Origin of the sequence: Paenibacillus sp. LHD-38, from assembly GCF_031157315.1 — a bacterium.
In the GTDB taxonomy this organism is placed as follows: domain Bacteria; phylum Bacillota; class Bacilli; order Paenibacillales; family Paenibacillaceae; genus Pristimantibacillus.
The window spans coordinates 1-21225 of record NZ_JAVIFU010000077.1 but is presented as its reverse complement, the minus strand read 5'-3'; the positions used below and the strand labels follow the sequence as shown (position 1 = coordinate 21225).

The window sequence follows — 21225 nt, the reverse complement described above, 5'->3', positions numbered from 1 at the left end:
TGCTGATTAACCTCAAGAATTTTCGAAATTGGTTTTTTTTCTCCGCCGTTGTTTCCGGTCTTCTGATCAAGTAAAGTCGTACTTGTCGAAGAGTCTTTACCGCTTGTTTCCCCAAGGAATCCGCCCTGCTCCATTTGCACGCCCCACTTTATCACTTTTCCAGTATTTTGTGTTTCGAACTAAACCCTTCCCTAATATAAATATCATTATTGACATGAACGAGATTGGATAAACAAAAGAAAGGGGCTGTCCCAAAAGTAGTAAGCTCGCTGGAGAGATAGCTCGCTTTGAACAGAAATGTTGGAAAACATGAAAAAATATTGCTACAGTGGGCTATTCCTGTACCGCTATTTTTCTATTCTGGTCTATGGCTGCTTGCTTAAGTAGATTATGGGCAAGTGAAAGCCGCCCGACCTCTAGGCTTACTTTTGGCAAGCCGCGAAGCAGGAACCGCCGGAACCCCCGGTTATTCTTCATCTGCCCGAATACACTTTCGGGTTCAATCATTCGTCTCACCGACAGCGCATAACCTTCCTCGCTGCGCAGCTTTTCCCGCACCTGCTGTTTGTAACGCATGTATCTCAGACTGACTCGAACCTCTCGGTCGCCTTACGCCTTCGTACAAGCGGGTTTGATGGGGCACCCTTCACAGCTCACACTGCGGTAATGACGATGTCGGATTTCAAATCCACTTTCTGTTGTATCTTTACTTTCATAGCGAAAGACAAGTTTCTGTCCATTCGCGCATGTCCACGTATCTTCTTCCTCGTCGTAATGCCAATTGTCGAGCTTAGACGGTTTCCAATGTCTCTTTCATTCGCTCAGAACGAAACCTGTTGATGGTACGGAAGTCTGGTCGTTGCCGGCCTGCAATCCACATAAACATAATATTTTCACGAACGGCCTTAGCGATTTGACGGGAAGAATAGATGCGCTGGGTGTAGGTATAAATGATGACCTTCGTTAACATTTTCGGGTGATAGCTGTCTCGGCCGCCGCCGGGATAAGCGTCGGCAAAGATGCGATCGCTCAGACGGTTCACAGCATCTTTCACGACACGAACAAGGTGATTTTCGGGGATATCTTCCGGCAAATCCATTGGCAGGGTAAGTTGGTCCATGGTATATTGAATGTACATAGAAACCTTCCTTTCGAAGATGGTGGGGTGGTACCTCCATTTTACCAAAGGTTGGTTTCTTTGTTTTTTACAGATTTTAAAACATTGAAGAGGGTGCCCTAAAGCCTATGGCTTTTTGGGCACCCTCTTTATGGTATATCTAATGGAAGAGTTGAAGCCTTTAAGTATCGTAAAGACCCTTATCATGTCCGCATCAACGAATTAGTCAATGAAACTAACATCCTACTTTTAGAGGAGCTGGTGGTTCCCCCACTCACCTCATCCGCAGCCTATAGCGGTGTTTATTAACGTAAGAGAAATAAAGTTCCTTCATATTCTAGCTTTAATCCTATAATCGAGGCTATTTTCCTAAGGGAGACAGCCGATTGTTCGATGACGGTCCAATCCGTAGGACTGTAGCTGAATTGAACTTGAATTTCAGGCAATCCGTAAGTGTCACGTTTGATTGGATCCAGAAACATCCGGTTTCTCGTATTGGGATTGCACTTTTCCCAATGTAATCAGAGCATTCCCTTCCCATTCATTTTTTCTCGGTTTTGAACGATATTGATAGGAGTAATAAGAGCCGAAGATTTGAAGCTGAAAAGGGCGATACCATGTTTGTGGGACCAAAATATAGATCATTCCCAATATTTCCGTAAATTCTTCACTGCTGATTTCACCGTTTCCATTGATGATGGAGTGATTGGTGAGATAGTGACCGAACGCTCTTAAGGGAATCCCCGGGTTAAGCAATATCCTCGGTGTTTCCAATCCGCTTGCGGCGAGAGCCACGGATTTGCAGCGAAGATCATAGACTTTCTTCTCCGGCGTTATCACCCGGATTCCCCGCGTTTTTTGATTCTGACCCGTAAGGACCTGAATCGCCCAGGCATTTACGGCTAGATCGAAGGGATGCAGCTCCAACGTTCTTTCCAAAAAAATGATCGAACTGAAATAGGCGTTCGAATGAAGATCTCCAAATTGCGTAGGTTGGAGATCGATAGCAACCGGTTGATCGACGGCCTTCGGATATCCCTTCGCCCGTAAACGGTCAAGCAAAATTTGAGTGAATGTGGAATATCGTGAATATAAATCGGTTACGGTCATTATCCGTTCGGCGATACTGTAGTACCTATGCATTTCCGGAATTGGGACGGGCCATTTCGCGAGTTCGAAATCCGGAATGCGCGGACACCCCCAAGTGCATACAACAACCGGGATCCTGGAAACTGCGGGAGGGTTTCGCCCAAACGAGGGGCGATCCGAGGGTTGTTGTAGAGACTCCCGGCTATTGACCCTGTCGGTAAATTGAAAGCATTCGTCGGCAGTAACAGCCCTCCTCGTTCGACAATACCTATCCGTTTTCACGTATGTTTCAATTGTTCGCAAAGCCTCCAGAGGGCTGCCCCTCCACCTGCTCCGGTCCTGACGACAATGACGTCATATTCTTTCGAAGCCATTTCGTCTAAGGGTACAACAGGTATCCAAGAATCAGTCTGCTTACGGTATGAAAGCGGTTCTTCGGTCCTACGCGTAGCACAACGGTTCAGCTCTCTCGCCTACCTGAGAACCATATTAGGGTTCAAGCTCCTGCTGACGCGTTACCGCCGTCATATTGCCAATCTCTTTCCCCTCTACTTAATTATGATTGATACCGTGTAAACGATACATTTGATATCTATTTAACCTTATATAGACTTGGACAAATACAAATACGTGTTGGAACGAGCAAGCCTATTTCCCGAAAAACACTATCCTTTAACGAAACGAAACATATCCTGTTAGTAAGGAGAATACTACCGGATTGGGTGTGAATCGATGCAAGAGTTTCTAGGTTAAGGAGGGGGCTGAAAAAGGATGCCATACGGACGCCGTTCATCACGAGCTAAAGTAAATATCAACATAAAAAACATCAACGTCACTACGATGAGTGGTTCCGCCTCCTTTAACGTTGGAGACTTCGCAGTCATTGACCCGATTAGCAGTCAAAATACAGATACAGATAACTTTAACAGCAACAATAACGCCAGCAGGACCAGGACAACGACCACTCAGCATGGCGGAGCCGGTGCGTTCAATACCGGTAACAACAATAAGTTTAATACACCGTTTAACCGCATCAACGATCTTGGGAACGGCGGGAACGGGAATGTCTAGGAGGAAATTCAAATTGAACGACCGCCAATACCCTTATGCCCAATATCCATATACCTGCACCTATCCTTCCACCTATCCGTGCGTTTACCCAAATCCAAACATGATTCCCGCTTCCGATGCGGCCATGCTCCAATCCATGCAGCACATGCAGTATGTTCAGCAGCAAACGCTGCAAGCCTTGCTCCATATGCAGCGCCAGCTCGCCGATATGCAGTCCGTCGTGACGCACATGAGCCAGAACCGTCAGCCTTCCAATACGTACATCCATAACGAATTCGAAAAATTCGAAATTTTTCTCGATGCAATCGATCTGGAAACACTCAGCGGCTCCATGCAGATCGGCTTGTTCAACGGCTCAGCGCCTACCAGCGCTCTGCCGCCAACTATAACTACGACCAATATAACGGCTCAGGGAAGTCAAGCCGGCGCTCAAGCTCCTGCTCTATCTCCTCATCCGGGTATCGCACCGGTTCCTGATATAACTCCAGCTCCTGGCGTAACACCGACTCCGGGTGCAGCACCGGTTCCAGGGGAAGAATTCAATCTCGGCAGTCTCCTTCCCGGCAGCGGCATTCCGCAAGGGATCAGCATTCCGCCCGGGCTTCCGCTTCCGTCAGGCGCGACCCTAACGCCCGAAACGCTTCCTACTTTTCCGGCTCCAGAACCAGCTTCCGTCATCATTCCGCCGGGAGCAACATTCATTCCGCCCGGCATGACGGCGCCTCCGGGTTCGGTTGAAATCGCGCCGGGTATCGCCGTGCTGCCCCCCGGCACGATGCCGATTCCTGCCGGTTCTGAGGCCCGTTAACCTGTACCGGAAACGGGAGAGCGTTATGTATACAGGCCGAAGAAGAAAAAAAAAGACACGGAATATGGCGATTTCTTTCGCCGATTTCGTGTCTTTACTTTAAGGTCCGCTTGATCTCATCCAGCCTTTGCCTCAAAAATTCCCGTTTCTTTTCCTTCAATTCTTCTTTTATCTGGTGCAGAAGCTCTGCGTCCTCTTCTCTTCTCGGATTCATCACATGCGGCTGAGACGGACCTGGATTGACCGGCTCCACGGCATCGGCATTTTTGAGGTGGCTCTTGTACATTTCAAGCGCCGGCCGTTTCATGAAATCGAGCTCCGCAAACGGACTGCCCTGCTCCTTCAAATCATTTTTCCAATACTGGTAGGTCCGCTCGTACAAGCTCTTCACTTCGCTTTCGCTTAGCCAGCCCTTCCTGTTCCATTCATCAATCGTCTCATTAATCAAATACTGCTGGACAGCCAGCTTGATCTCCACATTCATAATTTGATCCTCCATCGTCCTGATCACCTTTTCCATCAACCGTGAAAAGGTCGGCGAAGCACCATCTGGATCGGCTTTGACGAATCTTTTACTCCTCCTTTTCGAATAAACAGACTTGTGTTTCTTGCTGCTAGCCCGTGATTTCTTCCGATGTCTTGATTTTTTCCAAGGCAACGAAATCGCTCCTTCTTGTGCATCATGCTGTTGTTGCTACATCATATGCTGGACTATGAGTGATTCGTGAATGTCTTTTGCTCTGACAAAGTATACGCTTGTAATATAATGTTCAGTCAAGATAGTAGAAACAGACTTTACTAAGTATCGAGTTTTAATTCGAATTTATGATCGTATTTTTAGATATGTTAGAAGAACCGGCGGAGCAACCATGGAAGCACTCCGCTTTCAATATTCTCACGAGGACGACAAATCTGTTTGGTGCCATTGTCAACTTGGAATTCAGCTCGTGATTTAAAGGTCCATTATGAAACTATGCGGTAAATTGGCTAGAATACTAGTCGAGATGGCGCGCAGCGGTCAAGCCTACATGCCACAAAAAACGTTACCGCTCTTGCAAGCAGCTTAACCTAACAACCCGTTTCGTTGTACGAGTTTTGGCTTATTCGCAGGATTTCATAGAAAGCACGGAGTACCGGATTAATTAAACCAATGGGCACCGACCCGTACCGTTAGCAAGACCGGCCTCCACCCCTTGGATAGGCGTAACGAAGGAATGAGAGGGCTTTGACCCGTTAAGACATGGGAGTGACAAATGTTCATATTTGAGATCATGCACGCTTGTTCTGAATCAGATTTGAATGTCATTCTTGTTCCCCATTTCCTAAATAGATAAAGCTAAAAAAACATTTGAATCAATAACATATAGACGATCGTTCCGCTTGCAATGGATAAAAGCATGTTTCTTCGCCAAATATGGAGAAAAGCAACGACTGTTACGGATATTAGTTCTGATATACCGTGGTTACCGGAAAACAGGCTAATATCTTTAAGACTGTAAATGACCAGCAACCCCAGTGCCGCTGCCGGCAGTACTTTTCCAAGATACTGTACATATGGTGGAGTAGATCTACCAGAAGGAAATAAAATAAATGGAATGAATCTAGTCATCATAGTCCCCAAAACGACCAATCCGATAGTAATCATCTGTTCAAACAATGTCATTGTCATACGCGCTCACCTGTTCTTTCAAGCTGCTTTCTCATCAAAGTAAGCAAGAAGAGAATGCTAATCATAGCTGGGAGGATGAAGTTCCTACTGTCGAACACGATAAGAAATAGAAGCGATACCACTAACCCCAATATTGCGCTATGGTGCTTTGTCTCCTTCATCCACTGCTCAATAAAGATCACGACGAATAGCGCGGTCATGACGAACTCAAGACCCTCCATATTGACTTGAACGAGCGACCCAAAAATCCCACCTATAGCAGCTCCTAACACCCAATAAAAATGATTAAGCAGCGTGACGAAAAACATATACCATCCTTTATCCACCTTTTGGGGGATTTCTGCTGTGTAATTGATGGAGAAGGATTCATCACAAAGACCAAAGATTAAATAAACCTTTTTCATGCCAGTTCCTTTGTATTTTTCAAGCATAGATATCCCATAAAACAAATGACGTGCGTTTACCATTAAACTGAGCATTAATGCACCTAATGGGTTAAATGTTCCAAGCAACAGATTGACAGCAACAAATTCCATTGAGCCTGCGAATATCAATAGACTCATAAGAATCGCATACACCGCATTTAAGCCCGAAACGTTCATAAAAATCCCATATGCAATGCCCAAGAATAAAAACCCTGCTAATATGGGCATTGTAGTGGGAACGGCTGCACGAAATGCCATATAAAGGTCACTTTTGTTTTTCATGTTTAGCTCAAATCTCCTTAATTCAATTACTTTTCTGCAATCTTAACAGTGCAAATCCATACAATCAACGATATAATTGTATGTATTACAATTTCGTGAGGTATCGTATGCCGATTAATTCCTTCGTTGATTACCCAATGTCATGGAGACCTGACAAAAACGCCTTGAAACGCCCTATCTATCAATCCTTAGCCTCATTATTGGAGCAAGAAATAACAAATGGTTTTTTGGCTCCTGGAACTAAGCTACCGCCTCAACGGGAGTTGGCTGATTTTTTAGATGTGAACCTTACGACAATTACACGTGCCTACAAAATCTGCGAAACAAAAGGATATATCTATGCGATTACCGGAAGCGGCACGTTCGTATCGCCCAATGCTGCGCGTTCCGTCACCATTTCAAAGGACAAAACCGCCGTAAATTGCATTGATCTTGGATTTGTTGCATCATTTGAGCAAAGTAATTCCCACGTAGCATTAGCGGCCAAGAAAGTGATGGAGAAAAGCTATCTGGAGGAGCTGCTGAATTACAATGATCCAACTGGCATACTACACCATAAAATGGCGGGACTAAGTTGGATAAATGCGTTTGGGATCCAATCGGAAACAGAGCATATAGCTATTGTTTCAGGTGCACAAAACGCGCTCGCTATTACGTTACTCGCATTATTCGAACCGGGAAATCGTATTGCGGTCGATGTATTCACGTATTCGAATTTTATTGAAATTTCGAAAATGTATCGGATTCAATTGGTTCCTGTTCTGGGTGATGAACATGGCATGCTGCCTAGTGAGCTTGATGCTCAGTGCCGACTGCTGGATATCCAAGGCATCTTTCTTATGCCTTCTTGTTCGAATCCCACGACGGTAGTGATGTCAGTGGAACGAAAAAAGGAACTCGCTGACGTTATTCGCGATCGTCATTTAATTTTAATTGAAGATGATATTCATGCTTTTTTGACAGCGGGCAGTTTCGATGATTATATGATTCCCATGTTTAAACTTCTGCCAGATCAAACCGTCTATATTTGCAGCACCTCCAAGTCTCTTTGTTCCGGGCTTCGAGTTGCATACATTGTGTTCGGTGAGAACTTCAAAAAGAGGATCGAAAAAGCCATTTTTAATATCAATGTCAAGACTTCTTCATTGGATGCGGAGATCATAACCGAGCTAATTTTGTCTGGGAGAGCCAAGGAGATTGTTGAGGAAAAAAAGAAGCTGGCGCAGGCGGCGAATCGTATTTTTTCAACGTATTTCCCTCAAGCCCCAAGCAATGGTCATCCATTAAGTTTTTACAGGTGGCTGCCGATATCGAGCCATGGCTCAGCAGTGCAAATAGAGAGTTCCTTGCAAAGCCAAGGCCTCCGCGTTTTCCACTCGGACCGATTTCTGAGTGGTGCCAGTGTGCCGAACAAATTTTTACGTGTAGCACTTGCTTCTACAAAATCATTGGAGGAATTAGAAACTGGGTTGGAAATCTTGCAAAAAAACATCTCACCATTTCAATGTGAGTAAAGATTTTGAACGGCTCTAAGTCTCTGAAAGACATCACAGCGACGATTCAATCTCTTACTGGGCGGTCGAATTCCACTTGGACGCTTGAACGCGCACTGAAACTAACAGCTACCTCGTACAGGAAGAAGTCGGAGAAATCGATCGATTTGATCATATTTCACTTCTAATTCCAAAAATGATGTATAAAAAGCCAAACAATCCACAAAATAACTTCACATCCAATTAAGGAGTGAACATACATGAGCAGAAAAAGTTTAGTTGTTCCACAAGCACAAGCAGCACTAGACCACTTGAAATATGAGGTAGCACAACAGTTTGGAATTCAATGGTCTCCAGATGGTTACAATGGGAATATGACTACTCGTGATGCAGGTACTATTGGTGGAAACATCACAAGAGCATTAATTCAAATTGCAGAACAATCCCTTAGCTCAGGAGCCAGAAGATTCTAAAAAATAGCCCTCCTCAATCTCATAAAGAGACTAGGAGGGCTATTTTTTTTCTATTCATTGTTTTCAAGAAAATCAAAATCGCTGACTGCTGACCCTACTGTATACAATAAGATCGCATCCATATAGTGGAATAGCACACATGTTCTGCGACAGAATTTTTCGAATCTAACGTTTGTTGACTATAGTATCAAGTTTGTTATCTAGAAGCATCGAATCCTCCTATTATACAATGAACCTAACAAGTGCAATACAACCGAGAAGACACCGAAAGGAGTGAAAGGCATGAAATCGACAGTTGAACTTCAAGATAAAAGAAAGCGCTTACGGATTCGTTGGCACAAGCAGGATACGGAACTCACCCTCTTGGCATTGCCTACGACGATATGGTACATACTGTTTTGTTTCTTACCTATGTTCGGGATCATTATTGCCTTCAAAAACTTCAGAATTAGCGGCGGGTTCCTGAGCAATGTATTTAATAGTCCTTGGGTAGGCTTCAAAAACTTTGAATTCTTATTCAAGTCGAACGATGCTTGGATCATTATTCGGAACACCATTGGATACAACATTATTTTTATCGTTCTAGGTATTGTGCTGCCCGTCCTACTCGCTATTATGATCGGGCTGCTCCACAGCCGCAAAGCAAGTAAAGTCTATCAGACGATGATGTTCCTCCCCTATTTCCTATCTTGGGTTGTCGTCTCTGCGGTAGGCTGGGCGTTCCTAAGCTTTGATAAAGGGATTGTCAATCAAATGCTCGTTAATATGGGCGGCGATCCTGTCAACTGGTATATGGAGCCGGCATACTGGCCCTACTTTCTGATTCTCTTAAATATTTGGAAAGGCCTGGGCTATGGTATGGTCATCTATCTGGCGACTATCACAAGCCTTGACAGCACCTATTATGAAGCAGCTGTTATTGATGGCGCTTCCATTTGGCAGCAGACGAGATTTATTACATTGCCTATGCTCAAGCTAGTGATCGTCATGCTGTTCATTTTGGCAGTCGGACGTATATTCTACACCGATTTTGGCTTGTTCTATCAGGTTACGCGAGATTCCAATTCTCTGTTCAATGTGTCTACCACAATCGATGTCATGGTATACAAACAACTGAAATCCGCTACATTGGGGATGGCAGCTGCTGCCGCATTCGTACAGTCTGTTCTGGGTTGTGCAACTATTCTAATCGCTAATTGGATTGTTCGTAAAATTGATCGTGATAGCGCGATGATGTAAGGAGGTATGACCATGTCAACGAGAACGACTTACGAAACAGGCCTTGAAAAATTTAACCGTACAAGCAAAGTCGTAAACATCTTTTTCAACTTGATTTTTATCATCTTGGCGCTGCTCTGTGTCATACCTGTAGTTGTTGTTCTATCCATTTCATTTTCCAGTGAGGACTCCATACGTGAAACAGGATATCATCTGTTGCCGGTTGCATTGTCGGGAGAGGCTTACGCCTATGTAGTCAAGCAGGGAACGTTGATTCTGCGGGCGCTCGGCGTATCCGCTCTTGTTACTGTGGTTGGTACTCTGCTCGGTGTACTGCTTACCACCTCCATGGGCTATGTGCTTTCTCGCCCAACCTACAAGCTGAATGGCTTTCTGACCTGGGTCGTATTCATCCCCATGATATTCAATGGCGGTTTGGTATCCAGCTACTTCATTAATACAAATTTATTAGGACTAAAGGATAGCGTCTGGGCACTTATTCTACCGCTGGCCGTCTCATCGTTCAACGTTATCATTTGTAAAACATTCTTTAAAAGCACGATTCCCGATGGGCTGATTGAATCTGCTGAAATTGATGGCGCGAGCCAGCTGCGAATCTTTTTCTCCATCATCCTACCGATCTCCTTGCCGGTCATTGCAACAATTGGACTGTTCCTCTGCTTCTCTTATTGGAATGACTGGTTCCAATCGATGCTATATATCGACAACCAGAACCTGTATTCTCTGCAGGCACTGCTAAATAGCTTGATGAGCAATGTGGATGCACTTGCCAAGAATGCTGCCAGTATGGGCGTTAGCTATGCCGTGCTCGTCGCAACGATGCCGAAGGAATCTGCCCGCATGGCTGTAGCCATTATCATTGTTCTGCCTGTAGCCTTCGCCTATCCGTTCTTCCAGAAATATTTCATTTCCGGACTAACGATCGGCGCAGTCAAAGGATAATAAACGAAATAAGCCAAGCAAGCTTGGTTTATGATAAATCACTGTGCAACTCTTACGGTGATATAACTTCAAAAAGGGGGAAATGAAATGAAGAAATCTTGGAAGTTCATCTCTACGCTTTGTATTCTCACACTACTGGTGACTGCCTTAGCAGCCTGCTCCGGCTCGAACTCTCCATCTGCAACAAACGGATCACCGACAACTACAGACACAACAGAGGACACCACTACACCTGGTAAGGATATTCCGACTTTGGTCTGGTGGACCATCGGCGGCCAAGTACCTAATAACTTCAGCCAAGCTATTGATGCTATGAATGCATACACTGCTGAGAAGATTGGTGTGAAAATTGACATCAAGGTAGCCAGCTGGGGTGAATGGGACACCAAAATAAACACGATTGTAAATACTGGCGAACCATTCGACATTATGTTCACAAACAGCGGTAAATACAGCAAGCAAGTAGCTATGGGAGCTTTAGCCGATATCACTGATCTGGTTCAAAGTGAAACTCCTGACTTATACAAATTGATTCCTGAAAAGGTATGGGATGGTACGAAAATTGGCGGCAAGTATTATTCCGTTCCTACCTATAAAGATTCAGCACTAACGCAGTATTGGGTATACGATGATAAATACGTGCAAAAGTACAATATCGATATCAACAACATCAAAACACTGCAGGATCTTGATAAACCTCTACGCAGTATAAAGTCTGGCGAAGGCAAAAGCTTCTACCCATTGCCAATGACGCAAGGCGAAGGCTTGAACGGTTTCTTTAACAATTATGACGATTTAACGCTAGGTTTCGCTCCAATTGGCGTAAAAGCTGACGATGGATCACGCACAGTTGTCTCTGTTCTCGAGCAGCCTGATATTATGGCCGATTTGAAGCTCCTCCATCAATGGTATCAGGATGGCATCATCAACCCTGATGCTCCGACTAAAACAGAGAGCGACAAAGGCAGACCATTCTTTGCCGCTCAGGCATTTCCAGGTGCTGAAGTAAGCTGGCAAATCAATGATGCTGTTCAAAAATATGATATGGTTCAGCACTATGGACCTATTTATACAACGAGCACGATCCAAGGCTCCCTGAACGCGATTTCTGCGAATTCGAAATATAAGAAGGAAGCATTGAAGTACCTCGAATTAGTCAACACAGATCCAAAACTGCGCAATATGCTGGCATTCGGTGAGTTAGACGTAGACTACAAAAATGTCGATGGCGAAAAGGTAATCGAGCGTACTTCCGATACTTGGCCGCTGGCTGCTTACTCCCAAGCTACATTCTTTAATCTAGCGGTTACAAAAGGTGCTCCTGAAGATCAATGGGAACAGGTTAAAAAGCTGAACGATGCAGCGACATCTTCCACTGTACTAGGTTTCGCACTGGATATCAGCAATCTTCAGACAGAAATTGCGAATTGCCAATCGGTATGGGATAAATACAAATATGAACTTATTACAGGCGCATCCGATCCGGAGAAAATGATTCCGAAGATTACAGCTGAATTAAAGTCCGCTGGCATGGACACGATTATGAATGCTGCTCAAGAGCAAATTAATAATTACTTCAAGTAAGATGAAAAAGAATGAGCATCCCTTATTGAGACACTCTGTATGGGATGCTTTTTTCTTGCTATCTATGAAGCTTTGCTTAATCATGTTAAAGTGGTAGGGTAAACGCTTACTTTAGGGCGAGCTGCTGCAATTGAGGTGTCGTATGAGCTCTTTTTTACAAATCAAAATTTATCGTTACAAGTTTATTGCCTATGTCATCTTCGTCGTGACCATCGGACTCACACTTGGCATTCTGACCTGTGCAATGCTGCTGAATCAATGGGTTGGTGATGCCCGTTTAGAGGCTGCTAATGCTTTCGCTGGTATAGAGAATGAGCTGCAGTATGATGCCGACCGAATTGAGGCTTACATGCAGCGTATATACTCCAATCATAGTCTAATGGATGATGCTCGCAGCTTTTTAAGCAGCAGTGCTGAAGGATACTTAACCAGTAGTCTGCAAAACAGCCGATTCTCACAGCCGCTGGTATCCTTTCCAGAGGATATTAAAACCTACCTGTACAGCTGGGCGCAAGGTGGAATCACGCAGGTTAGTCTGCATACCAACCAGTATGGCAATGTCGTACAATTTAACGACAACGGAATTGCAAGCTTCAAGTTCGGTCTTCCAAATACAGACGAAGCTTTCCACGATACTATTCTAAAGGGATTCGTATATCACAAGAAACTATCGGACCCTGCACTCGGATCTAAGGAATTAGGGGAGCTGCGCTTCTTGGCCAGCAGTGATCAAGTTTTTAAATCTATACAAAAATATCGTTTGGGAGAGGCTGCTGCAGTCAGTGCTTCTGGTGAGATATACCTTATCGGTAATGAACAGGACCAAGAATTGAAGGAATTATCCCGTCTGGCGGCGGCGAATGGACGCAGTCATGGTTATATTTCAAAGGGTTTTTTTAAGCATATATTCTTTATCACCTTTCCGTCCACCAAGTTCAATTTCAAATTCGTTAGCATCGTTGATTTATCTATGCTGATTCGGCAGCATGCCAGGATGCTAATCACCATCTTTCTGATCGTATTAGCAACCATGATTAGTGTACTACTGCTCATTGTGTACAATATGCGGGATGATTCCCGCTTCCTGCATCGCATTATTCAATCGATTGGACGCGTGAAAACAGCCAATTTTACACCTAATCGCCCTGCCCGTTATCGTCGAAATGAATACGGCATGATCGCAAGGGAATTAGACGATATGATTCAGCAGTTAGATAAGCATATCCGTAATGAATATTTGCTTAAACTAAAGCAGCAAGAAACTGAAATGAAAGCGCTCCAAAACCAAATTAACCCTCATTTTCTTTACAATACGTTAGAGGTTATCCGCTCCACTGCTCTTGTTAACCAGGACAGGGACACTGCTGATGCAATTGCTACCTTAGGCGCGCTCTATCGCGAAATTGTCAAAAAGGAGAATATTATTTCTATTGCAAGTGAGCTGGAATTACTACAGAAGTACTTAGAGATTATGGAGTTTAAGTATCCAGGACGTTTTTTTTATCAAGTCAATGTAGAGCCGGTGTTACTCTTGATCCCTACCGTAAAATTCTGGATGCAGCCTTTGGCTGAGAATTTTTTCATCCATGGCTTTAGCGCTAGTAATGAGTTTAACCTGTATGTAGTTAATGGCTGGGAAGCTGAAGAGCATTATGTATTAGAATTCGTGGATAATGGGCGTGGTATTCATGCGGAGCGTTTACATTCAGTGCGAAGCACACTGTCCAACAATGATGATACTTCTTCCGAGAGTATCGGTTTACGCAACGTATACACAAGGCTTCACTTCTTTTATGGGAAAAGCTTTTCTATAGAGATTGAGAATAATGAGGAAGCTGGAGTTAAGATTTCTGTACGGATTTCAAAAGAGGTGACTGAACATGTACACACTGCTGATTATGGATGACGAACCTCAGATTTTGGAGGGGATGAAGCGAATCCTGGACTGGAAACGATACGGCTTCAGTCGGATCGAAACCTGCGAATCTACGGAGGTTGCCATGTCCAAGGTTGTAGACCTGCTGCCAGATGTCGCAATTTTTGATGTCTGCGTTGGTAAGAATCTTGGCTATGAAACGATCCACAGACTCAACGAGCTCCAAATCCCTACGAAATATGTGATTATGAGCGGCTATAGTGAATTCAAGTATGCTCAAGAAGCCGTTCGTTGCGGTGTCAAAGACTATCTGCTCAAGCCTGTAGACCGTACAAAGCTGCAGCAAGTTATTGAGAAGATTATTGTTGAAGATCTGGGTGGTACGATAGGTAATATAAGCTGTGAGAGTTTGAACAAGGATCCCGTACTGGGCGTAAGTTATGACAGCTTATCCAAGCTGGTCAACCGCATTCTGCTAATGATCAAGACGGAGTATGCTCACAATATCACCTTAAAATCAGTCGCAGAGCGCTTCCAGATGAACAGTACTTATCTTGGACAATTATTTCTTAAAGAATCCGAAATGAAGTTCTCAGAATACCTAATGGCTTACCGAATGCTCCTCGCACAAGAACGAATTCAATCGTCAGATGAGAAGATTTCTTCTATCGCGCTTTCTGTCGGCTACAACAATCTCAATTATTTCTATACGCATTTTCAAAGCTTTTTCGGAAAATCACCCTCTGATCTGCGGGGAAAAGGCTAACAACGAACTCGGCAGAAAGGAGGATATTGATGCTAAAGTGTTCTAGACAAAGATGTATCTTCATGACAATCAGTATTATACTGCTGCTCACAGCGTATACAACCGGTTGCTCCAGGCAGCCTAGCAGAAACAACGATTACAAATATGATGGTGATACTGTTAATCTGATTTATTACACGATTGGAGAGCCTGACAAGGATCTGAAGCTCGTAAATGATAAAATCAATGAAATCATGGCTCGTAAAATTGGCGTGACGATCACCTATATCAAGATTGGTTGGCAGGAGTATGAAGACCGGCTGAACACACTTATATCCGCAGGCACTCCTTTCGACATTGCTTTTGCGCCTAACTATGCAACCACCACTATGCGCGGAGCATGGCTAAGACTTGATGACTATCTTACAAGTCTGGGTAAAGATTTGTACGACGCGATTGATCCGACCTTTTGGCAAGGGGCACGAATGATTGATGGAGGCATTTATGGGGTGCCGACCAATAAAGAACTGGCCGTGCGTGATCATTGGATGTACCCTGCTTCCATAGTGAAGAAGTACAATATCGACATTACCAAGTACAATACGCTGGAATCGCTTGAACCTTTGCTCCGGATGATTCAACAGAATGAGCCTGCATACATACCAATGGAATTAGATCGGGATTCACACAATTTCTTCGCTCTCTATGGCTACGAATATATTGTGAACCATAAAGTTCCCTTGATGGTGAAATCACTGGACCCTAACGCAGAGGTCGTGAATATCTTCGAAACAAAGGAAGCACGGCAGGTTTTAGATACATTACGGCGTTATTATAAGGACGGCTTCATTAACAAAGACGCAGCGCTTCGGGAGACTGGCGGACTTAAGCGCGGGGATAAAGTGTTCTGGAAATCCTCAGGCGGCGGACCACTCTCGGAGACTGCTTGGAGTAAGGATCGCGGCTATAAGGTTGTATCGAATCCCGTAACCCCTATCGTCGTCACCACGGAATCAGTCCGTGGCGGGATCATGGCTGTTAATGCCAACACCAAGCATCCCATTGAGTCTATTAAGTTTCTGAATCTACTCAATACCGACCCTGAAATACGAAACTTATTTAATTATGGTATTGAAGGGGTCCATTACACACTGAGTGAACAAGGGCAAGCGATCCCCATTCCCGGCAAAGACAGCGACGGCGAGCCAATCCCGGATGCACCAGCAAGCTATGCAGGAGTACAATATACGCAGGGCAACTGGTTTATCCTGAAAACCATGGGCGGCGATAACCCGGAACCCCTCGATAAATGGGAGCAATTTCGCAAATACAACGCTGAAGTAATCAAGTCCACCGTTCTCGGCTTTACTCCTGATCTATCCAAGCTGACCGCCCAAACCGATAACATCGAGATGGTTTGGAAGAAATACTATTCAAGCCTCATGACTGGCACCGTCGATGTTGACACGATCCTCCCCAAGTTTAACGAGGAGCTAAAACTCGCAGGTATCGAGGAGGTAAGGAAAGAAGTACAGAAGCAGTTGGATGCGCGGCGGGGCGTAAAGAGGTAAGCGCTATAGCGGCTCCCGCATCCCGCTAGCGGATCCGGGTCCCATCGACACTAGTCCCTAACGTGAATACGGTGTTAGCTGACGGATTATAACTTATCTGAATATCCCATTAAATGATCTACCTCAATACTATGTTCAATTTTCATTTCTAACTTTTCTCTTAAATGATAATACTTATTCAATAATTCTACTTCTTGTTCTAGTGCATTTGAAATAATTCCAATGATTGAGTCATCCTTGTCTTCGTTGCTCCAATCAAATAGATCTCTATAGATATCAACTATCGATTCTTTGTTAGTCAATGTAAACCGAACTGGTTGATCATTAAATGTCAACTTACAATCTAACAATTCAGATAAAACATCCAGACGGTATCTGAGATCCGTCTTTGAAATAACTTCATTCTGAAGTATTTTGATATCTTGAATTAATTCCCGAAAGGTTAATTCCACGTGCTGCATTGCAATGTAAGACCAAATGCATGTACCTGTACCTCTTCCATGAGCTTCCCAATTCTGATTCCATAAAATATTCTTAATTATGTATTTATGATCTGATCCAAACAAAGCAATACCTAGGATTATTCCTGAATTACAATCAGTTGAAGCACTTTTATCTCCCCATTCAAATAACCTTGAAACCGTACTGCTGCTTGAAATTTTAAAACTTAGTGCTGGTACGAACTCCTTAAATAGACTCTTTCCAAATGAGCAATCTAATATGGATTTTATCTGACTTTCATAATCATTACATGGTAAATGTAATAATCCTAAACTAGCAGCCTTAGCTATATGCCAGTTATCTGAAGTAATTAGTGATACAAGGGTTTCTGTACACTTTTTATATCCAAGATAACCTAAAACATGTAAGACTTCGCATGGCATTCCTTCCCTTAGATCTTTTTGATAAACACAGCAATCATAAATTTCTTGTGCTAATTGTAAATCTCCATGCTTCATTATCGGTTGTAAAAGCAAAATTCTATTGTAATCTGAGGGGGCCTCAATAAATAACTTGAAGAGGCCAATGGAATCTTCAAGTCCACCGTACTTGCCTATCACATTTGTATATGAAGAAATAATACTCGAATCAATATTGGGAGATGATTTAACTAAATCTATTAGTCTTTTAGTTGTTGGAATCAATTCATCCATCCCTCCTTTTAAGGTTTTTCTTTTTCTGTTCACGATCTTTCAGCTAACGTTTTATTTACGAGCTTCCCAACTTTTCATATTTAAGGTATTCTCGAATGAATTAAGCTATCCTGCCCGTTAGTTGAGCAAAGGCAGCCAATCACTTTGGTCGGCTGCCTTTGCTGTTGCTATATGAACTAACGTTACCCGTTAGCTCAACAGGAACTAGAGTTAATTACTATTCGTCAGAGAACGATGAGTAGATTATTCAAGGCTCTGCAAATAAAGCTCATACTCGATTGTAAACTCAAGCGCTCGGGAAAATTCGGTAGAGAGAGCAGACAATGTTTCAACCACAGCTTCCTTTCCCACTTCTCTTAATGCCAGGATTTCTGGCTGCCGAGGTACTTGAAATTGTGTGTGATCATGATAGACAATAGTGACAATAGTGCCAATTGGCTCTTGGTGCGGACCATAAATTGTGCTCCACATCCAGCGCTGCTGGTTATCCTGCAGATCATTGCCCCATTCCCGTGAGATGTCAAAATCTCCTGGGAACCGGGGCTCCGGATTAAGACCGGCCTCTTTAAACTGACGGTGAATGGGAAGAAACAACAGGTTCAAATACGTTCCATAGGCCACGTCTCCTGCTTCCACGTAAGCCTGTTGCAGTTTATCATGATGGTTCACTAGCACTTTATCCCAGTTATAGGAAATATGCTCCCTGATGTAGCGGGAAATGCTCTTGATGCGAGCTTCGCCGCTCTCATCCAATACAATTTGTAGCAAGTTTGTTGATCCCATCTCAAAACATCCTTTCATTTGAGATACACTTTCCCTTCTATCTTATAACATTCAAGCAAATCCAAAGGTTATAAAGAAAAAACACCGCTGGTGTTTGAATACAAGCGAATAACCTTAGCATATGGTTTAAACTTTTACTGAGGAGTTTTTTGGATTTACTATCAACGAAGTTTAGTGCTGAATCAAACTGTTTTTTCAAAGCTCCAGCCGGTATAGGCCCCATATTTTTTACCGTACATACTCATGAGATGCGTTTGAAAATCAATAAGCGCTAGGTCTTGCGTTTTGGTCGCTAATAACCCCATTCATTCATTACGATCATCGTTGAGGAAATCTGACCTTTAGCCAACTTATCTGCCAATTTTTCATTACGTTCATTAATGCCGACCAGGATGTTGGTTGAAAAGCGCAATCTCCAAGAACACTCCACGTTTAAGACTCCATTACCCAATTTCAGGTTTACCATTTCAAGTCCCACTGAAGTTCCGTAAGCGTGGAAAGGCAGCCGATCAGTCTTGACCGGCTGCCGCGATGTCTTTATTCAGCTATCGTTCTCCGTTTGTTAAGAAAAACAATCCGATAAGTCCTAAAGCTTCACTTATTCTTGAACAATCGGGCTTGCAGATTCTGTCGCGCCCTTCGCCTCACCATGCCCAGCACCGAATAAGTTTAAAACCACTACGCCTATAACAACTAATGCGATTCCGACAATGCTTCCTGTGTTTATTTTTTCTTTCCAAATCAGTACAGAAATAAGGGCTGTTGCTACTGTACCTACCCCTGACCAGATGGCGTATGTCATGTTTAAAGGAAGTGTTTTAAGCGCAAGCGAGATAAAATAAAATGAGGTAACAAAAGCAACTATCGTGAATATAGTTGGATATAGTTTTGTGAACCCTTGTGAAGCTTTAAGCATCGATGTACCGATCAACTCACCAATAATAGAAACTGCCAAGAACAAATACGCCATAATTTATTTTTCCTCCGTTATAATTGTTTTTAACTTTTCAATAACCTTTTGCCTCAAGTCTGCATTTGGTGGGGCCAGCCCAAACATTTCAGCGAACCAAAGACCATCTATTGCTAAGCGAACAAGCGTAGCACGAACAGGGTCTATTTCATCATTCTCGATTTTATACTGAATCTCAGAATATGCTTGTTGCAGTCGGTGCAGCATCTCCGGATTAGTAAAATGTGCAGCGGAAATCGCAGTATAAAGATCATTCACATCGCTCTCCCCGAAAAACGTCGTCTCGATATATGCCCTTGTCCACTTCCCTTGAGATTTTGGATCGTCATTAGCCCTTATATTAAACCCTTCAACAAAGTGATTGGATAACTGCTCGATCACACCTAGAATCAAAGCATCTTTATTAGGGAAATGATATAGCAATCCCCCCTTACTGATGCCCGCCTTTTGGGCAACAGCTTCTAAAGTTAACTTTTCCACACCTTCTTCCTTCACAATTTGCGACACCGTCTTTAGAATTAGTTCTCTCTTCAGATCTCTTTTATTTGTTTTCATTTTTTATATCACCCACACTTATTATACCGTCCAGACGGTTTTATTTCAAGTTGGTTATTAATCTTGCACACCATTGCACTAAACTTTTCATTAGCTCAAGGAGGCTGCCGTTCTATGCCGGCAGCCTCGTCCATGTGATTATTAAGCTATAGTTCCCCGTAAGTGTAACTAGGACTAGTGTGTTTTTCTATATGGAAGTAAAATGCTCTCTACCCATTCATAAAATTTATTTTCTGCTTCTTCGTAGTCACGCACCATTAAAATCACAGCACCAAACAATTGATGTCTTGGCTGAGTCTTTACAAACAAGCCTGTATCATGACTATCATCGTAATAAACAACCCATTTGCCATCTTCAAAAAAAACAACAGCTTCTATATCATTGCCATCCTTGTAATACCCCAAGTGCCAATGGCTTATTTCCATTTATTCTTTATCTCCTTCATTTCGGAATAATTCACCGCCAAATATAGGTTCTAAACATTACGGTTTATTCAACTATCACACCCGTTAGCTTAATACTTGAACATTCCCCAATTACCCAATAGTTGTTCCATTAGGTAATTCAACATCTGGTTTTGCTATTTTGAACATTGTACTTTAATGATTTTGACCAAAAGTACATTCCCATACCGATTAAAGTCATCATACCGCCTAAGAACTGAAAGAAAGTAATTGTTTCTCCTAATAATAGATACGCAAGAATAATGGCAAGAACAGGTTCTCCAATAATGGCTACTGAGACAGTAGTTGCCCCAATAGATTTTAACAAAAGATTAAAAATATATTGTCCAAAAATAGTTGGGATTATGGCAAGCAACAAAAAATAAGTCCATTCAGATGAGTCATATTCCACTAAAGAGAAATGATTTAACAAATTGTAGACGAGCATGACGGTGCCGCCAATAAAAAAAACGATAATGCTGTACACATTGACATCGATTTTACGGCTCACTTTCTGCCCCGCCAACAGATATGCTGAAACGAAGAGTGTGCCTATTAACGATAATCCGTCTCCAATTAGCGCTTCTCTCGAAATCCCTATGTCTCCCCAAGCTATAATGATTGAACCAAAAAGAGCAACGATCAGGCAAAACACAGTTAGCAGATTAGCTTGTTCCTTGAACAAAAAGTAAGAACCGATCATTACAAATAATGGCTGTAACGACAAGATGACCATGGAGCTTGCAACTGAGGTATAGACCAATGATTCCATCCAGAATAAAAAGTGTAACCCTAGAAAAAGACCGGCTAAAATAACCCCCTGTGTCAGAATAGTTGTCGCCCCCCTCAAAAGAACGTATAGTGAGGAAAAAGAGGCCGAGGTGGAGGACAATGAACCAAGTGAACAAGGAATTGAAGCAGAGCATCTTGCAACG

The 21225-nt window shown here is 43.2% G+C and carries 20 protein-coding genes and 1 pseudogene; 10 read left to right on the top strand and 11 right to left on the bottom strand.

Annotated features, from left to right (window positions below):
- Positions 1 to 333 precede the first annotated feature (333 nt).
- Positions 334 to 1138, bottom strand: a pseudogene (locus RCO25_RS35165) (transposase).
- A gap of 435 nt (positions 1139 to 1573) precedes the next feature.
- Complete coding sequence (locus tag RCO25_RS32445) at positions 1574 to 2227, bottom strand: hypothetical protein (RefSeq protein WP_309000202.1); 654 nt, start codon at positions 2225 to 2227, stop codon at positions 1574 to 1576.
- 750 nt (positions 2228 to 2977) lie between these two features.
- Between RCO25_RS32445 and RCO25_RS32440 the strand changes: the two genes are divergently transcribed.
- Together RCO25_RS32440 and RCO25_RS32435 are read left to right on the top strand one after the other, a co-directional pair.
- Positions 2978 to 3277, top strand: coding sequence for a hypothetical protein (locus tag RCO25_RS32440; protein ID WP_309000201.1), 300 nt, complete (start codon positions 2978 to 2980; stop codon positions 3275 to 3277).
- Positions 3278 to 3290: 13 nt separating this feature from the next.
- Positions 3291 to 4085 (top strand): hypothetical protein, encoded by a 795-nt coding sequence (locus RCO25_RS32435; protein ID WP_309000200.1) that lies wholly within the window; start codon positions 3291 to 3293, stop codon positions 4083 to 4085.
- Positions 4086 to 4179: 94 nt separating this feature from the next.
- Here RCO25_RS32435 and RCO25_RS32430 read toward each other — a convergent pair whose 3' ends face one another.
- From RCO25_RS32430 to azlC, 3 genes are all read right to left on the bottom strand, one after another.
- Positions 4180 to 4584 (bottom strand): hypothetical protein, encoded by a 405-nt coding sequence (locus tag RCO25_RS32430; protein WP_309000199.1) that lies wholly within the window; start codon positions 4582 to 4584, stop codon positions 4180 to 4182.
- Between the two features lie 837 nt (positions 4585 to 5421).
- Complete coding sequence (locus RCO25_RS32425; RefSeq protein WP_309000198.1) at positions 5422 to 5754, bottom strand: branched-chain amino acid transporter permease; 333 nt, start codon at positions 5752 to 5754, stop codon at positions 5422 to 5424.
- Entirely contained in the window at positions 5751 to 6461 is a 711-nt protein-coding gene (azlC, locus tag RCO25_RS32420; protein WP_309000197.1) for an azaleucine resistance protein AzlC, read from the bottom strand. Before azlC ends, RCO25_RS32425 begins: the two co-directional genes overlap by 4 nt.
- Before the next feature lie 107 nt (positions 6462 to 6568).
- On the opposite strand from azlC, the gene RCO25_RS32415 reads away from it, so the two are divergent.
- The 8 genes from RCO25_RS32415 to RCO25_RS32380 all read left to right on the top strand — a co-directional run bounded on the left by RCO25_RS32415 (position 6569) and on the right by RCO25_RS32380 (position 16384).
- On the top strand, positions 6569 to 7975 hold the full coding sequence (locus tag RCO25_RS32415; protein ID WP_309000196.1) for an aminotransferase-like domain-containing protein: 1407 nt from the start codon (positions 6569 to 6571) through the stop codon (positions 7973 to 7975).
- Between the two features lie 239 nt (positions 7976 to 8214).
- Positions 8215 to 8427, top strand: coding sequence for an alpha/beta-type small acid-soluble spore protein (locus RCO25_RS32410; RefSeq protein WP_309000195.1), 213 nt, complete (start codon positions 8215 to 8217; stop codon positions 8425 to 8427).
- Between the two features lie 282 nt (positions 8428 to 8709).
- The gene (locus RCO25_RS32405) at positions 8710 to 9666 is read left to right on the top strand and encodes an ABC transporter permease (RefSeq protein ID WP_309000194.1); all 957 of its coding nucleotides are present in this window, start codon (positions 8710 to 8712) and stop codon (positions 9664 to 9666) included.
- A gap of 12 nt (positions 9667 to 9678) precedes the next feature.
- Complete coding sequence (locus tag RCO25_RS32400; protein WP_309000193.1) at positions 9679 to 10608, top strand: carbohydrate ABC transporter permease; 930 nt, start codon at positions 9679 to 9681, stop codon at positions 10606 to 10608.
- Positions 10609 to 10695: 87 nt separating this feature from the next.
- Entirely contained in the window at positions 10696 to 12192 is a 1497-nt protein-coding gene (locus RCO25_RS32395) for an ABC transporter substrate-binding protein (RefSeq protein ID WP_309000192.1), read from the top strand.
- 142 nt (positions 12193 to 12334) lie between these two features.
- Positions 12335 to 14098, top strand: a complete 1764-nt coding sequence (locus RCO25_RS32390; protein WP_309000191.1) for a sensor histidine kinase — start codon at positions 12335 to 12337, stop codon at positions 14096 to 14098.
- Positions 14073 to 14834, top strand: a complete 762-nt coding sequence (locus RCO25_RS32385; protein ID WP_309000190.1) for a response regulator transcription factor — start codon at positions 14073 to 14075, stop codon at positions 14832 to 14834. The genes RCO25_RS32390 and RCO25_RS32385 overlap by 26 nt, the downstream gene beginning before the upstream one ends.
- Positions 14835 to 14896: 62 nt before the next feature.
- Positions 14897 to 16384 carry an ABC transporter substrate-binding protein gene (locus RCO25_RS32380; protein ID WP_309000189.1) on the top strand — a complete coding sequence of 496 codons (1488 nt, stop codon included), beginning with the start codon at positions 14897 to 14899 and terminating at the stop codon, positions 16382 to 16384.
- 86 nt (positions 16385 to 16470) lie between these two features.
- Here RCO25_RS32380 and RCO25_RS32375 read toward each other — a convergent pair whose 3' ends face one another.
- From RCO25_RS32375 to RCO25_RS32350, 6 genes are all read right to left on the bottom strand, one after another.
- On the bottom strand, positions 16471 to 17538 hold the full coding sequence (locus tag RCO25_RS32375) for a hypothetical protein (protein ID WP_309000188.1): 1068 nt from the start codon (positions 17536 to 17538) through the stop codon (positions 16471 to 16473).
- A gap of 243 nt (positions 17539 to 17781) precedes the next feature.
- Positions 17782 to 18321: a DUF6022 family protein gene (locus tag RCO25_RS32370; protein ID WP_309000187.1), complete on the bottom strand. Its 540-nt coding sequence runs from the start codon at positions 18319 to 18321 to the stop codon at positions 17782 to 17784.
- Positions 18322 to 18919: 598 nt separating this feature from the next.
- Complete coding sequence (locus RCO25_RS32365; RefSeq protein WP_309000186.1) at positions 18920 to 19291, bottom strand: DMT family transporter; 372 nt, start codon at positions 19289 to 19291, stop codon at positions 18920 to 18922.
- A gap of 3 nt (positions 19292 to 19294) precedes the next feature.
- Complete coding sequence (locus RCO25_RS32360; protein WP_309000185.1) at positions 19295 to 19846, bottom strand: TetR/AcrR family transcriptional regulator; 552 nt, start codon at positions 19844 to 19846, stop codon at positions 19295 to 19297.
- 174 nt (positions 19847 to 20020) lie between these two features.
- Positions 20021 to 20272: a DUF3986 family protein gene (locus tag RCO25_RS32355; protein WP_309000184.1), complete on the bottom strand. Its 252-nt coding sequence runs from the start codon at positions 20270 to 20272 to the stop codon at positions 20021 to 20023.
- Between the two features lie 139 nt (positions 20273 to 20411).
- The coding region (locus tag RCO25_RS32350; protein ID WP_374992213.1) for a DMT family transporter at positions 20412 to 21225 on the bottom strand (814 nt) is incomplete at its 5' end.

Bases quoted from the DNA above. Each gene is read 5' to 3' on its own strand.
- RCO25_RS32445 (WP_309000202.1), bottom strand. From the start codon at position 2,227: ATGACCGTAACCGATTTATATTCACGATATTCCACATTCACTCAAATT.
- RCO25_RS32440 (WP_309000201.1), top strand. From the start codon at position 2,978: ATGCCATACGGACGCCGTTCATCACGAGCTAAAGTAAATATCAACATA.
- RCO25_RS32430 (WP_309000199.1), bottom strand. From the start codon at position 4,584: ATGGAGGATCAAATTATGAATGTGGAGATCAAGCTGGCTGTCCAGCAG.
- RCO25_RS32425 (WP_309000198.1), bottom strand. From the start codon at position 5,754: ATGACAATGACATTGTTTGAACAGATGATTACTATCGGATTGGTCGTT.
- azlC (WP_309000197.1), bottom strand. From the start codon at position 6,461: ATGAAAAACAAAAGTGACCTTTATATGGCATTTCGTGCAGCCGTTCCC.
- RCO25_RS32415 (WP_309000196.1), top strand. From the start codon at position 6,569: ATGCCGATTAATTCCTTCGTTGATTACCCAATGTCATGGAGACCTGAC.
- RCO25_RS32410 (WP_309000195.1), top strand. From the start codon at position 8,215: ATGAGCAGAAAAAGTTTAGTTGTTCCACAAGCACAAGCAGCACTAGAC.
- RCO25_RS32405 (WP_309000194.1), top strand. From the start codon at position 8,710: ATGAAATCGACAGTTGAACTTCAAGATAAAAGAAAGCGCTTACGGATT.
- RCO25_RS32400 (WP_309000193.1), top strand. From the start codon at position 9,679: ATGTCAACGAGAACGACTTACGAAACAGGCCTTGAAAAATTTAACCGT.
- RCO25_RS32395 (WP_309000192.1), top strand. From the start codon at position 10,696: ATGAAGAAATCTTGGAAGTTCATCTCTACGCTTTGTATTCTCACACTA.
- RCO25_RS32390 (WP_309000191.1), top strand. From the start codon at position 12,335: ATGAGCTCTTTTTTACAAATCAAAATTTATCGTTACAAGTTTATTGCC.
- RCO25_RS32385 (WP_309000190.1), top strand. From the start codon at position 14,073: ATGTACACACTGCTGATTATGGATGACGAACCTCAGATTTTGGAGGGG.
- RCO25_RS32380 (WP_309000189.1), top strand. From the start codon at position 14,897: ATGACAATCAGTATTATACTGCTGCTCACAGCGTATACAACCGGTTGC.
- RCO25_RS32375 (WP_309000188.1), bottom strand. From the start codon at position 17,538: ATGGATGAATTGATTCCAACAACTAAAAGACTAATAGATTTAGTTAAA.
- RCO25_RS32370 (WP_309000187.1), bottom strand. From the start codon at position 18,321: ATGGGATCAACAAACTTGCTACAAATTGTATTGGATGAGAGCGGCGAA.
- RCO25_RS32365 (WP_309000186.1), bottom strand. From the start codon at position 19,291: ATGGCGTATTTGTTCTTGGCAGTTTCTATTATTGGTGAGTTGATCGGT.
- RCO25_RS32360 (WP_309000185.1), bottom strand. From the start codon at position 19,846: ATGAAAACAAATAAAAGAGATCTGAAGAGAGAACTAATTCTAAAGACG.
- RCO25_RS32355 (WP_309000184.1), bottom strand. From the start codon at position 20,272: ATGGAAATAAGCCATTGGCACTTGGGGTATTACAAGGATGGCAATGAT.